This window comes from Paenibacillus ihbetae (genome assembly GCF_002741055.1).
Classification (GTDB): domain Bacteria; phylum Bacillota; class Bacilli; order Paenibacillales; family Paenibacillaceae; genus Paenibacillus_AQ; species Paenibacillus_AQ ihbetae.
In genome coordinates this window covers 873,434-885,928 of record NZ_CP016809.1, presented here as the reverse complement: position 1 = coordinate 885,928, position 12,495 = coordinate 873,434, and the positions used below count along the sequence as shown (strand labels likewise).

Here is a 12,495-nt window from a genome sequence, read left to right as displayed (position 1 = left end):
GATGAGGAGGAAGATCATGCTGATAGGGTTGGTTCGCCACGGTTTAACGGACTGGAATGCGATGGGGAAAATACAGGGACAGACGGATATTCCGCTGAATGAGGAAGGACGGCGGCAGGCACGGCTGCTTGGCGAGCGGCTTCGCCAGGAGCCCTATCATTGGGATTTTGCGATCAGCAGCGGCCTGTCCCGTGCGGAAGAAACCGCGCAGATCGTCGCGTCCATGCTCGGCATTCCGGTAGCTGACCCGGATCCCCGTGTAAGGGAGCGCAGATACGGGCAGGTCGAAGGCCTCACGGCGGAGGAGCGGGAGGCCCGTTTCGGTCCCGACTGGCATCAGCAGGATCTGGGACAAGAGACCGATGTGGAGCTGATGTCCAGAGGACTTGTCTTTTTGGACGATATGGCGCTCAAGCATCGGAACAGCAATATCCTTGTTGTAAGCCATGGCGGTTTCCTCGCACAGCTGTATAAGCTCGTCTGCCGCGGTCAGCTAAGCCAGCGTATCGGCAACCTGTCGCTGACGATCGTGGAGCGCAAGGACGATGACTGGTCGCCGCTCCTGTACAACTGCACGAAGCATTTATTGACGGAACCGGCGGAAGGCCAAGGATCGAATGTGCTGCCGACGAAATAATTCCCCACGATTCAAAATAAGACGTCCCTAATCGATGATTCAGCAGATCATCGATCAGGGGCGATTTTTTTATATAAATGAGATCAGCCGAGGGAATAACAGTTCCGCAATACCCTATTACAATGAGGCGATCATAATAAAACGATGCTGCCTTACCTCAAAATAGCCCCGGGATCGGATCAATTCATGAATGTGATGCAGCTCATCCCGATACCGATCCACCGTAAAATTCGGGACCTGCCATGGAATCGCTGCAAGATAATGCGAGCGTCAGATTTTTGTTACATACACCAGCAGACGTTTTGTAGCCCGCAGCTTAACATATATTTTCCTTTTCGCTGAGAATACCGCATATTCTATCATGGAATAAGAGGGCATAGAGATAGTATAAAAAAATACGCAATTTCACGTTTATGGAGCCGCTATTCCGTTAAAGATGATAAAACCACCATGCAGATCAATTGATTACGCCTCTTACTAGGGACAAGAAACTTCATGAAACGTAAGAGAACAGGTATCAAATGATCAAAACATTCCCATAATGGATGTAAAACGGCGAGGCGATGAACGATGAATCTAGCGGATATGCTCACTTATGCCGATATCGGTCAGCTCAGCAGCATCGCGAATCACTATCAATGCGACGCCAAGAGAAACTCGAAGCATGAATTGATCCAGAGCATCTTAAGCAAGCTGGGAGGAAGGGAATTCTTAGAGCAGCATATCAGCAGCCTGTCCCCAAGCGATCTTCGCTTTCTGAACCATCTGGTCTTTGACGCCAGGAGCGGCTACTCTCTGGAAGAGCTGACGGCGGCGATCCGCCAAGCTGCTGAGATTAACAGCGACAATCAGCAGGGGAAGAGCGAAGCGGGAACAACCGAAAGCCCTCGCGAAGCCGTAGCTCGCTACCGCAGAAGCGGCTGGCTGTTTAACGGATTCACCCATTCCACGAAATATATGTTCCAGGTTCCTTCCGATCTGAAGCTGCGCTTCAGGGAAGTGCTTCGTGAACGCCTTCTCGAACCGCTGCAGCGGCTGCCGGCCGATCCGGAGGCCTACCGGGACGAGCAGGGGTTGATCGTGGAAGATTTGCTGCTCATGCTCAAGTATATCAGCAGCCATGACATTGAGCTGAACCAAGAAGGGTTTATGTATCGGCGGAACCAACAGCAGCTTATGGGCAAGCTCCACATTGATGAACCGCTCATAGCCAAAGGGGCGTGGAGGTTCGGATACGGACGATCCTGCATTGCCTATCCTGACCGCTTAGCTTTGTTATACGATTACGCGTATGCCCGGCAATGGGTCAGGGAGAACGGCAGCCGGCTGGTGCTTACCGACAGCGGAGCCTCGCTCCTCGATGAAGGAAATCAAGTTAGCGTGATGCAGATATTCCGCTTTTGGTTAAGACTTTATAAAGGCGCAATTCCCAATATGACCTCGCTTGTATACTGGATCAGTCAATGCACGCGGGATTGGGTAAGTGCCGCATCGCTCTATGAATCGCTGGGATGGCTCGTCCGACCGTTCTATTATGACAGCCCGAACAACATTCTCGAACAGAGGCTGATTCGGATGCTGATGCATCTGGGCTTGCTGCGAATCGGGGAAAGCGCGTCGCACGGCACAGCGTACAAGATAACGGCGCTCGGCATAAAGGCAGCGGAGGCTTGCATCCATATCAACGATTCGAAAGAGCTGAAATAAAGGCAGCAAATGGCCGTCCGGGTGACGAATGATATGGTGGTTGGTGGTCAATTAGGAAAGCAAGACATAAGGCAAATCCCTTATTTAAAATTTGGTTTGGAGGTGCATCCTAATGGATAAGATGAAGGTTACTTACGAAGTTATGTTAGGTCTGGCTGCTGAAATGGTATGGGACGAGGCATTGCGTAAGCATCGGAGTGAAGAACTGTATAAGGAAATTGACGCAGCGCTGGCATCCGGAGATGAAGTGGCTTTCAAAAACCTGACGGATGAACTGAGGACTTTGAACTGAAGAAATGCCTCCATGCATTTCTTCTTTTTTTTGCCTAAACCGGGCTCTCACTCGTATAATGATGTAAAAAAGCGTTTGGCGTGAGAGAAAGGATGTAACGTTTACATGAAATTTAGTGAAGTGGACGAGCAGACTTGGCCGGAGCTGCAGCCTTATTATGACACCTGTTTAATACCGTTCACCGGGTTGACCGGCCAGGAGCCTCCATGGGAAGCGACCGGCGCGCTAGAGAGACTGCGAGACTTCATGGATTTGGCTGAAATTCCGTTTAAGGGCAGAATCGTTACATATCCTGCCGTACAATATGGAAAGACTGAAGATACGACGCTTTTAAATGAAGTATGTCACAATGTTAAAAAGGCCGGCTTTAAATATGTCGTCGTTATGACGGCGGACGTTGATCTTAGCCCGGAGGATGTCCCCGAGAGCACGCTCGTGCTGTCCCGGCGCAGGATCGAGGCGGATGGAAGCAAGGCTGGCGCAGCCGTTTCGGCGGGCATCAGTGAAATGTGGCAGGGGTAGTGAACAACGGTGCATGAAATTGTGACAAAATACCAACAATTTAAGAGAGGCCTGTTGGAAGCGAACCCATTTTTGGCCTTCACATTCTTGACGGTCTTGGGTGCCTAATATATTATTAGTATGTCCTAGTACGTCGTGTGATTTTAATCATTGATGACACTTAAGAACGGTTGACAAAGGGGGTTGAACACAGAATGAGCAGCAACCACAATGACGAGCATGAAGAATCGCACAATCCACCCCGCCGGAAAGAGATGTCCCGCAGACAATTTCTTACATACACGTTGGGCGGTGCCACAGCTTACATGGCTGCTGGGGTAGTTTTGCCAATGCTCCGTTTTGCCGTGGATCCAATTCTTCAGAACAAGGAAGAGGGAGCTTTCGTTAAGGTCGTAGAGGAGAGCAAAATTACCAACGAACCACAAGAGTTCCATTTTGAGCTGCAGCAGCAGGACGGCTGGTACAACAGTACGGCTACGTTGACGGCGTGGATTCGCAAGAATGATCAGGGTGAGATTATAGCGCTTTCGCCGATTTGTAAGCATCTGGGATGCCTTGTCGGATGGAACAGCAACAAGAATTTCCCGGATGAGTACCACTGCCCTTGCCACGGTGCCCGTTATACGCCGGACGGCAAGAACCTTGCAGTCGCGCCGAAGCCGCTTGACCAGTACGAGACGAAAGTGGAGAACGGCTGGATTTACCTCGGCGAAATTGTACCAAATACCGTAGTATCATAGGAGGCGTAGATTCGGATGTTGAAGAATGTCTACAACTGGATTGACGAGCGTCTCGATATCACGCCGATTTGGAGAGATGTTGCGGACCACGAGGTCCCTGAGCACGTAAACCCTGCACACCATTTCTCCGCGTTTGTGTACTGTTTCGGCGGTTTGACGTTTTTTATCACAGTCATCCAGATTTTGTCGGGAATGTTCCTGACGATGTATTATGTGCCCGATATCATCAACGCGTACAACAGTGTCGAATACCTGCAGACCCAGGTTGCCTTCGGGCAAATCGTCCGCGGTATGCACCACTGGGGCGCGAGCTTGGTTATCGTCATGATGTTTCTGCATACGATGCGCGTGTTCTTCACAGGCTCTTACAAGGCGCCTCGTGAAATGAACTGGGTAGTCGGCATGCTTATTTTCTTTGTTATGCTTGGCCTTGGCCTGACAGGCTATCTGCTGCCATGGGATAACAAAGCTTACTTTGCAACAAAGGTTACACTCGAAATTGCGAACTCCGTGCCTTGGCTCGGTCCGATCATTAAAGAATTGCTGCAGGGCGGTACCATTGTCGGCGCCGAAACGCTCACACGTTTCTTCGCCATCCATGTATTCTTCCTCCCGGCTGTGCTCCTGGCCCTACTGGTAGGACACTTTATCATGATCCGCAGACAGGGTATTTCCGGACCACTATAAGAAGAAGGGAGGCGCAAATTTATGGCACATGGTCATAAATCTGATGAGAAAGTTGTTTTTGTCGGTGATTCCCGTGTACGCAAGGGCAACGGCTGGGTCGTACCGCCGGATTACACCGCTTACCCTGGCAAATCAGAAGCGTTCATTCCTAACTTCTTGTTAAAGGAATGGATGGTTGGTGTTGTCGTTCTGGTCGGTTTCCTAGTGCTGACCATCTCGGAGCCGGCTCCGCTCGGTTATCCGGCTGACCCGGGGGCATCCGTAATTCCGATGCCTGACTGGTACTTCTTGTTCCTTTATGAGTATTTGAAGCTTCCGTACGCTTCCGGCGATTATGTGGTGCTCGGAACGATCGGCGTGACCGGTATCGCATTCGGCTCACTGCTGCTCGCGCCATTCCTGGATACAGGCAAGGAACGCCGCTTCTATAAGCGTCCGATCGCTTCGTCGCTCATGATTTTGTCGTTGATTTCGATCGTCTATCTGACGAACTCGGCTTGGACGCACTATCAGCATGAGCTGAAAGAATCCGGTCAGAAGCCTGAGCATATTCAGCGGGAAGAAGAGGCTGAAGAGAAGCATGCTGCAGGGCTGCCGACGTCGAATGCGAAGCAGCCTGAGGACAGCGTGGTAGCGATTGTCGATAAAGACAATCCGGCCATGGAGACGTTCAAGACGGCTACTTGTATCTCGTGTCATGCAGCTGACTTGAAGGGAGCTTCCGGTCCATCCCTTCGCGGTGTCGGTGATACCCATACGAAGGAAGAGATCGTTGCCATTATCGAGAAGGGTCAAGGCTCGATGCCTCCAATGAAAGACACTGCGCTTAATGCCGGTGTAACGGAAGAGGAGCTCGACCAATTGGCCGAATGGCTTGCAAGCCAGAAGGCTGAAGCGGCCGAATAGCAAGAAGCAAGAACCTGATCGCATCATGCGGTCAGGTTTTTTCTTTGAAAGGCTATCGTTGATGATCCCGTCCGGTTGAACCGGAAACGAACTGCGACAGGTGAAAAAGAGAGTTAGATGGGTTATAATACCCGTTAGTCGCGAACATCGAATGAACGTTAACATTAGAGGGGGACGGAGTTTGTCACTATCATATTATTGGAGCAAGGAATTCATCGGAAAACGGCCGTTCCTGTGGCTGCTGCTAATCTGCAACGTGCTGGGCACGATATATGGATACATATGGTACGGCCATCAAATTTCCGACACGGTGACCCGGGGCCAGTATTGGCAGGTCATCTTTGTGCCCGACAGTCCGACGGCCAGCTTGTTTTTCAGCATTGCGATCCTGCTGCTTCTTTATCCTCCCAGAACAGCTTTAAGCGCGATGGTTCAGCAATGGATCGAGGCGCTGGCGGTCGTTACGTCGGTCAAGTACGGGATCTGGGCCGTCGCAATCATCTTTGCCGGACAAGCCCAAGGGGATGTGCTGGTGTGGCAGGATTGGATGCTGGTTGTGTCCCACACGGCGATGGCCGTGGAAGCGCTCCTGTTCGTAAGACTGTTTCATTATCGGTGGACCGCCCTTGCAGGGGCGATCGCTTGGACATTCCTGAACGATACGGTGGATTATTCCTTCGGTGTCTTCCCGTGGCTGCCGGGTCAGCTGTATGACGATTTGTCGGCCGTTGAGCTATTCACCTATCTGCTTACACTGTTCAGCGGTCTGGCCGCCTGGCTGTCCAGGAAATACGCATTACCTAAATCAAGCATGTGACTGACTCATATTACCTTTTGGGTTCTATGGACATCCCTCCTGCCATAACATATACGGTAGGAGGGATGTCCCATGTTACGAAACATGCCTAAACTGAGCCGATACGTACCTGCTGTTCTCATTTTGCTCGTATTCGCGATCGGCACGGGGAATCCGATAGGGGCGGGGTCGGCCGCTGCATATGATGCAGACGAATCCTCACCCGCTGCCCCGATACAAGCGAAGGCATTTAATAAGGAAGTGGAGCTGCTGTATCGTCAAGTTGAAGAAGGCAATATCCAGGCGGTTTTGGAGCAGGTCAGGAGAGTGTCAGGCATCTTTGAAGCCTCCTCTTTTCAGGGCTTAACCGGAGTCGAAGGCATTCATGTGCTGGCTGAGAGCATCATTGAAATGAAGGAAGCGACAGCGCATGCCTCCCAGGATCCGGAGCACTGGATGTTGACCGCTGGGAAGCTGCGGTTGGCCGCGGACAGCCTGACCCATACGAAGGACGCGCTGTGGCTGCAGTATTTTAAGGTCGTAAGAGAAGATTTGGATAGGATGAAGGAGTTTGCGGGTAAGCAGGATAAGCAGGGAATGTCAGGCGCATTCGAGAGCCTGCAGGGCCATTATGAGCTCATTCGTCCATCGGTCATCATCCAGCGCAAGCCGGATGAAGTCAATATGGTCGAGTCCTGGCTTTCTTATGCGGGCGGACTCGTATCGTCCGGAGATACCGAGGGAGTTCAGCGGATCGTTCCGCAAGGGGAAGAGCTCGTCAATGCTTTATTCGGTAAAAAGAGGGATGAGCCCGCCCTGGCTCCGCTCGGTGAAGTAAAGGAGCCGTGGACCTGGCAGGTCGTCATAGGCGCAATCATACTGGCTGCGTTAACCTTTGCAGGGTACCGGAAATATCGGGGACAGCTGAACAGCTCCAAGCCGCTGTTTCCGCCCAAGGCCTAAAAGCTTATGGGCCAAGGGGCAGCGTCAACGCAGCAAATTATGAACAGCCCGGCGAAAGCCGGGCTATTCTTCTTTAAATCCTTCCCCGTGCACATCATTGACATCGTTTATGATCATAAACGCCTTAGGATCGACGGATTTGACGATCCCGGTCAGCCGCCTGATTTCCTGCCTGGAAACGACGCAGTAAATGATGTGCTTGGCTTTTTTGGAGTATACGCCTATCGCCGGGATCAATGTCACTCCCCGCTCCATGTCAACGGTGATGCGGCCGGCGATGTTCTCCGCCTGATCGCTGATAATGGTAAAGGCCCTGGCGGCATACGCCCCCTCCTGGATAAAGTCGATTACCTTGGAAGCGATAAATACGGCAACCAGGGTATACAGAATCCGTTCAAGCGGGATAAAAAACAAGGACAGCCCGATGATAAGGATATCCAGACTCAAGATCACCTGCCCCATGCTAAAACCAAGCTTCCGGTTAACGATTCGGGCGATAATGTCGGAGCCCCCGGTCGTTCCGCCAAAACGGAACACGATTCCGAGTCCTGTGCCCAGCGTGACTCCAGCGTAAAGGGAGGCGAGAATATAATCATGCTCCGTCCGGAAGGGGATCATCCAGCCCTTGTCGATCAGAAGCTCGAACAGCCAGAGGAACAGCGTTAAGGAAACGATCCCGAGCCCGGTATAGATGGATTGGCGCTTGCCAAGAATTTTCATGCCGAGAAGAAACAGCGGGATATTGATGACGATCGTAGAGATGGAGGGGGCGATATGGAACGCATAATTAAGAAGTACGGTAATGCCGGTAACGCCGCCTTCCATCAATTCGTTCGGAATGATAAAGTACAGCAGTCCGAAAGCATAAATCGCCGTCCCGAGCATGATCGGGATGATCAACTGAAGCTGTCCAAGCCATTTGATTGATTTCATGTTACCCCTCGCATTCTGGTCTGTAATGTTCCGTTATGTTCAGGTTTCCAGATTAACCCGCCTAGTATGTACCGATCGGGGATGGGATAAAAAATATTTGTTTTCAAAACCGCTTTACGATAACATAGGTTTAAAACAATCTTGGGATCCCTTCATGGCATGAGGCGGATTCGGAAAGATCGGGCACAAGCCTGGAAGAAAACGAGCATTGAAGGGAGTTAATGATCTTGGAAAAATCAATGGCTGAAATGCAGCAGGAAGTCGATCGCTACATCTCGCAATTTAAAGAAGGATATTTCAGCCCGTTGTCCATGATGGCCCGGATGTCGGAAGAGGTTGGCGAGCTGGCACGCGAGGTTAACCACCAATTCGGCGAGAAGCCGAAGAAAGCGGATGAAGCGGACAATTCCATTGAGCTCGAGCTTGGCGATATTTTGTTCATCACGATCTGCTTCGCGAATTCGCTTGGCATTGATTTGACCGAAGCCCATAATAAAGTGATGCACAAATTCACGACGCGTGACGCCGACCGGTGGACGAAAATAAACACCGATTAGGCCGCTGTTACATATGCTGTACCAAAACCCGCTGCGGGGGAGGGACAGCCAGTGAAATCGGAAACTTATATACAAAAAGCATACCGATGCATACTTCAAAATGATTTCGAAGAGGCGCTCCGCTGGTTCGAGGAAGCGATCCAGGCCAATCCCGGGGATGCCGAGGTTCATTATCGCTGCTCGATCACGTACGGCCGGAGCAACCGGCTGGAAATGGCAATCTCCCACGCGGAGGAAGCGGTGCGGCTTCAGCCGGACAAACCTGAATACGCCCTTCATTTGCAGCATATCAAAGCTGCTGAGCTGGTTCAAAAGGCTAGAAAAATGGTCGAGGGGCGTACGGATGTCACCAAGTCGGAGCTGTACCAGGCGGTTTCGCACCTGAAGTCCGCCGTTGCAATGGATCCGTTACATTCGCAAGCCTATGTATGGCTTGCCCTCGTTTATAGCGAGCTGAATGAGCATGCCTTGGCTATTGCCACCCTGAGGGAAGTGATAGCATTATTTCCGCAGGAGAGCAGTCTGCAGCATATTATGGAAGAGCTTAAGCAGCGGCTGAAATCATATTTGCAAGAACCGGCATCGGACAGAAAGAGAGGACATGAAAATGGCAGATAAAATATCGGTAATCGTTGTCGGCGCCGGCGGGCGGATGGGTAAAGAGGTTGTGAAGCTCGTGCTGGGGGATCCTGAGCTCGAGCTGGCGGCAGCGGTCGGGCTGTCGGATGCGGGCAAGGATGCGGGGACCCTGGTAGGTCTTCCGGCCTGCGGTATTGAAGTGACATCGGATTTGGAAATGGCGCTGGTAGAGTCAAAGCCTGACGTTATGGTTGATTTTACGGCGCCTCAGTTCGCATACAGCAATACGGCGCTGGCGATTAAGCACGGTGTCCGCCCGGTCATGGGCACTACCGGCTTCACGCCGGAGCAGATCGAAGAGCTGGACAAGCAGTGCGAGGAGCGGGGAATCGGCGGATTAATCGCGCCGAACTTCTCGATCGGGGCCATTCTGATGATGAAGTTTGCGGCGCAAGCGGCCAAATACCTGCCGCATGTTGAAATCATCGAAACGCATGGCGATCAGAAGCTGGACGCACCGTCCGGGACCTCGATCAAAACGGCTGAGATGATAGCCGCTAACCGCGAGGAAATCCGGCAAGGCAATCCGAAAGAGGAAGAGGTTATCGAAGGCGCAAGAGGCGGTTATTACAAAGGATTCCGTATCCACAGCTTGCGGCTTCCCGGCGTATTCGCGCAGCAGGAGGTCATATTCGGCGGCTACGGACAAAGCTTGAAGATTCGTCACGATTCCTATGAACGTGCAGCATATATGCCGGGCGTGAAGATGGCAATCGAGAAGGTAATGGGGTATACCGGATTAATCTATGGATTTGATCATTTTATCGACTAACATAGGGGAGAAATCAGATGAATATTGCATTTATCGCACACGACCGTAAAAAAGAAGAGATGGTCAACTTTGTTATCGCCTATGAGGGCGTTTTTAAAGACCATAAGTTATATTCGACCGGCACGACAGGTACGCGCATTATGGAGCAGACCGAGCTGAGCATTCACCGATTCGCTTCCGGCCCGCTTGGCGGCGATCAGCAGATTGGAGCGCTCGTTGCGGACAATGAGATGGATCTTATCATTTTCTTGCGCGATCCGTTAATGGCTCAGCCCCATGAACCGGACATTAACGCTCTGCTTCGCTTGTGCGATGTTCAGGGAATCCCGCTTGCAACGAATGTGGCAACGGCAGAAATTTTGGTCAAAGCACTGGACCGCGGAGATTTTGCATGGCGGGAGCTCGTTCATAAGTATAAGCCGGGCGTGGACGGACAATGAGCGACAAGCTGGATATATTAATCTTCGGCGCGCATGCGGATGATGCGGAGATCGGCATGGCCGGCACGATCGCCAAGCATGTTGCGGCAGGACGGTCCGTCGGTATATGCGATCTTACGCAGGCAGAGATGTCGTCCAATGGGACGGTGGAAATCCGCCGGGAGGAAGCGAAGCAGGCAGCCGAGGTGCTAAACCTTAAGGTCCGAACAAACTTAGGACTGCCCGATCGAGGATTATTCGTAACGCCCGAGCATGTCGAGCGGATCACGGCCGAGATTCGGAAGCATGCTCCGTCCATCGTGTTTGCACCGTACTGGGAAGACCGGCATCCGGATCACGTGGCTGCCAGTCGTCTTGTTGAAGAGGCGGTGTTTAATGCGAAGCTGCGGCGGTATCTGCCTGAGCTTCCGCCGGTCAAAGTGGACGAGCTTTATTTTTACTTCATTAATGATATCGGCAGAACGGATCTGATCGTGGACGTGACCGAGCATTACGGCACGAAGGAACAGGCACTCTCCTGCTACCGCTCGCAATTTGAGAAGACGGACGAGAATTCCGTGTCCACGCCGCTGACCGAGGGGTATATCGAGCGCGTGCGGGCCAGGGATTCGTTACTGGGAGCTCGCAGCCTGATTCCATACGCGGAAGGCTTTGCTTCGAAAAGTCCGTATACCGTTCATCTATTCGGCTCCAAACAGGCATAATATACAGAAGGTGACGTTTAAGGAGGCCTTATATGAAACAGCAACCTTTAAAAATCGGGATTACCTGCTATCCTTCATTGGGCGGGTCTGGCGTGGTGGCGACGGAGCTTGGGAAGCTTTTGGCGGAACAAGGCCATCAGGTTCATTTTATAGCACACAGCATTCCGTTTCGTTTGGGCTCCTTTCATAAAAATATTTTCTATCATGAGGTAGAAGTAAACGATTATTATGTATTCCGGTACCCGCCTTATGATCTTTCGCTGGCGACCAAGATGGCGCAGGTGGCGAACATGCAGCAGCTTGACGTGCTTCATGTACATTATGCGGTTCCGCATGCCGTCTGCGCATTCCTCGCCAAGCAGATGGTGGGGGACCAGCTGAAAGTCGTAACGACGCTTCACGGGACCGACATCACGGTGCTGGCCCAGGACGAATCTCTGAAGGACCTGATCCGGTTGGCGATCAATGAGAGTGATGCCGTAACAGCGGTTTCCGAGGATTTGATCCGCGAGACAAGGGAGCTGCTCGACATTACCCGCGACATCGACTTGACCTATAATTTCGTTGATCCGAGAGTGTACTATCCTCGGCATTCGGAATCGCTCCGCAGGGACTACGCCAGCCCGGCGGAGAAGGTACTCATGCATATCTCCAACTTCCGCCCGGTTAAACGGGTAGGGGATGTGCTGGATATATTCGATCGGGTCCAGCAGAATATGCCTGCGAAGCTGCTGCTGGTAGGGGAAGGGCCGGAGCTTCCGAAGATTCAATGCCGCATCAAGGAGATGGGGCTGGAGGATAAGGTTCATTTCCTCGGCAAGCAAGACGAAATTGCGCATGTCATCTCGATGGCCGATGTGCTGCTGCTTCCATCCGAGAAGGAAAGCTTCGGCCTAGTTGCACTGGAGGCGATGGCCTGCGGCGTGCCGACGGTAGGCTCTACGGCCGGCGGGATTCCGGAGCTGGTCACGCACGGCGAGACGGGCTACCTGGCCCCGATCGGCGATACGGCGGCGATGGCGGAGCATGTGCTTACCATATTCAAAGATGCGGAGCTTGGGGAGCGGATGCGCAAGGCTTGCCTTCAGCGCGCCACAACGATGTTCTGCAATGAGCTGATTCGCGGCAAGTATGAGCAAATCTATTACCGAGTATTGGGGCGGGAGGTTAACGAGCTGAAGCCGGTATGCGGCTGAAGCT

Annotated in this window: 16 protein-coding genes and 1 pseudogene; 15 read left to right on the top strand and 2 right to left on the bottom strand. The window is 52.1% G+C overall.

Features of this window, described 5'->3' with window-relative positions:
* The first annotated feature begins 16 nt into the window (after positions 1-16).
* A complete protein-coding gene (locus BBD41_RS04055) occupies positions 17-637 on the top strand; it encodes a histidine phosphatase family protein (protein ID WP_099476798.1) in 621 nt (206 codons plus the stop codon).
* 117 nt (positions 638-754) lie between these two features.
* On the opposite strand, the pseudogene BBD41_RS30190 reads toward BBD41_RS04055, so the two are convergent.
* Positions 755-901, bottom strand: a pseudogene (locus tag BBD41_RS30190) (SAM-dependent methyltransferase); the annotation flags it as partial.
* A gap of 306 nt (positions 902-1,207) precedes the next feature.
* On the opposite strand from BBD41_RS30190, the gene BBD41_RS04045 reads away from it, so the two are divergent.
* From BBD41_RS04045 to BBD41_RS04010, 8 genes are all read left to right on the top strand, one after another.
* Positions 1,208-2,344 carry a hypothetical protein gene (locus tag BBD41_RS04045; protein WP_099476797.1) on the top strand — a complete coding sequence of 379 codons (1,137 nt, stop codon included), beginning with the start codon at positions 1,208-1,210 and terminating at the stop codon, positions 2,342-2,344.
* Positions 2,345-2,456: 112 nt separating this feature from the next.
* Entirely contained in the window at positions 2,457-2,636 is a 180-nt protein-coding gene (locus BBD41_RS04040) for an IDEAL domain-containing protein (RefSeq protein WP_007129842.1), read from the top strand.
* A 105-nt stretch (positions 2,637-2,741) separates the two neighbouring features.
* Complete coding sequence (locus BBD41_RS04035) at positions 2,742-3,158, top strand: DUF2487 family protein (protein ID WP_077565446.1); 417 nt, start codon at positions 2,742-2,744, stop codon at positions 3,156-3,158.
* 194 nt (positions 3,159-3,352) lie between these two features.
* Complete coding sequence (locus BBD41_RS04030; protein ID WP_007129844.1) at positions 3,353-3,898, top strand: Rieske (2Fe-2S) protein; 546 nt, start codon at positions 3,353-3,355, stop codon at positions 3,896-3,898.
* 15 nt (positions 3,899-3,913) lie between these two features.
* Positions 3,914-4,585: a menaquinol-cytochrome c reductase cytochrome b subunit gene (qcrB, locus tag BBD41_RS04025; RefSeq protein WP_006209500.1), complete on the top strand. Its 672-nt coding sequence runs from the start codon at positions 3,914-3,916 to the stop codon at positions 4,583-4,585.
* A 21-nt stretch (positions 4,586-4,606) separates the two neighbouring features.
* Positions 4,607-5,491 (top strand): menaquinol-cytochrome c reductase cytochrome b/c subunit, encoded by an 885-nt coding sequence (locus BBD41_RS04020; protein ID WP_007129845.1) that lies wholly within the window; start codon positions 4,607-4,609, stop codon positions 5,489-5,491.
* A gap of 181 nt (positions 5,492-5,672) precedes the next feature.
* Positions 5,673-6,308 carry a DUF1405 domain-containing protein gene (locus tag BBD41_RS04015; RefSeq protein WP_099476796.1) on the top strand — a complete coding sequence of 212 codons (636 nt, stop codon included), beginning with the start codon at positions 5,673-5,675 and terminating at the stop codon, positions 6,306-6,308.
* A gap of 72 nt (positions 6,309-6,380) precedes the next feature.
* A complete protein-coding gene (locus BBD41_RS04010) occupies positions 6,381-7,250 on the top strand; it encodes a sporulation protein YpjB (RefSeq protein WP_099476795.1) in 870 nt (289 codons plus the stop codon).
* 63 nt (positions 7,251-7,313) lie between these two features.
* Here the strand turns inward: BBD41_RS04010 and BBD41_RS04005 are convergent, their stop codons facing one another.
* Positions 7,314-8,183 carry a YitT family protein gene (locus BBD41_RS04005; RefSeq protein ID WP_099476794.1) on the bottom strand — a complete coding sequence of 290 codons (870 nt, stop codon included), beginning with the start codon at positions 8,181-8,183 and terminating at the stop codon, positions 7,314-7,316.
* 227 nt (positions 8,184-8,410) lie between these two features.
* On the opposite strand from BBD41_RS04005, the gene BBD41_RS04000 reads away from it, so the two are divergent.
* The 6 genes from BBD41_RS04000 to bshA are packed head-to-tail and all read left to right on the top strand — an operon-like array spanning position 8,411 to position 12,491.
* Entirely contained in the window at positions 8,411-8,740 is a 330-nt protein-coding gene (locus BBD41_RS04000; RefSeq protein ID WP_099480461.1) for a nucleotide pyrophosphohydrolase, read from the top strand.
* 51 nt (positions 8,741-8,791) lie between these two features.
* Entirely contained in the window at positions 8,792-9,358 is a 567-nt protein-coding gene (locus BBD41_RS03995) for a tetratricopeptide repeat protein (protein ID WP_099476793.1), read from the top strand.
* Entirely contained in the window at positions 9,348-10,151 is an 804-nt protein-coding gene (gene dapB / locus BBD41_RS03990) for a 4-hydroxy-tetrahydrodipicolinate reductase (RefSeq protein ID WP_077565453.1), read from the top strand. The genes BBD41_RS03995 and dapB overlap by 11 nt, the downstream gene beginning before the upstream one ends.
* Before the next feature lie 17 nt (positions 10,152-10,168).
* Positions 10,169-10,591 (top strand): methylglyoxal synthase, encoded by a 423-nt coding sequence (mgsA, locus tag BBD41_RS03985; protein ID WP_007129852.1) that lies wholly within the window; start codon positions 10,169-10,171, stop codon positions 10,589-10,591.
* A complete protein-coding gene (gene bshB1 / locus BBD41_RS03980; RefSeq protein WP_099476792.1) occupies positions 10,588-11,295 on the top strand; it encodes a bacillithiol biosynthesis deacetylase BshB1 in 708 nt (235 codons plus the stop codon). The genes mgsA and bshB1 overlap by 4 nt, the downstream gene beginning before the upstream one ends.
* 32 nt (positions 11,296-11,327) lie before the next feature.
* On the top strand, positions 11,328-12,491 hold the full coding sequence (bshA, locus tag BBD41_RS03975) for an N-acetyl-alpha-D-glucosaminyl L-malate synthase BshA (protein ID WP_077565455.1): 1,164 nt from the start codon (positions 11,328-11,330) through the stop codon (positions 12,489-12,491).
* Positions 12,492-12,495 lie beyond the last annotated feature (4 nt).

Coding starts and splice junctions, on each gene's coding strand:
- BBD41_RS04055 (WP_099476798.1), top strand. CDS start 17: ATGCTGATAGGGTTGGTTCGCCACGGTTTAACGGACTGGAATGCGATG.
- BBD41_RS04045 (WP_099476797.1), top strand. CDS start 1,208: ATGAATCTAGCGGATATGCTCACTTATGCCGATATCGGTCAGCTCAGC.
- BBD41_RS04040 (WP_007129842.1), top strand. CDS start 2,457: ATGGATAAGATGAAGGTTACTTACGAAGTTATGTTAGGTCTGGCTGCT.
- BBD41_RS04035 (WP_077565446.1), top strand. CDS start 2,742: ATGAAATTTAGTGAAGTGGACGAGCAGACTTGGCCGGAGCTGCAGCCT.
- BBD41_RS04030 (WP_007129844.1), top strand. CDS start 3,353: ATGAGCAGCAACCACAATGACGAGCATGAAGAATCGCACAATCCACCC.
- qcrB (WP_006209500.1), top strand. CDS start 3,914: ATGTTGAAGAATGTCTACAACTGGATTGACGAGCGTCTCGATATCACG.
- BBD41_RS04020 (WP_007129845.1), top strand. CDS start 4,607: ATGGCACATGGTCATAAATCTGATGAGAAAGTTGTTTTTGTCGGTGAT.
- BBD41_RS04010 (WP_099476795.1), top strand. CDS start 6,381: ATGTTACGAAACATGCCTAAACTGAGCCGATACGTACCTGCTGTTCTC.
- BBD41_RS04005 (WP_099476794.1), bottom strand. CDS start 8,183: ATGAAATCAATCAAATGGCTTGGACAGCTTCAGTTGATCATCCCGATC.
- dapB (WP_077565453.1), top strand. CDS start 9,348: ATGGCAGATAAAATATCGGTAATCGTTGTCGGCGCCGGCGGGCGGATG.
- mgsA (WP_007129852.1), top strand. CDS start 10,169: ATGAATATTGCATTTATCGCACACGACCGTAAAAAAGAAGAGATGGTC.
- bshB1 (WP_099476792.1), top strand. CDS start 10,588: ATGAGCGACAAGCTGGATATATTAATCTTCGGCGCGCATGCGGATGAT.
- bshA (WP_077565455.1), top strand. CDS start 11,328: ATGAAACAGCAACCTTTAAAAATCGGGATTACCTGCTATCCTTCATTG.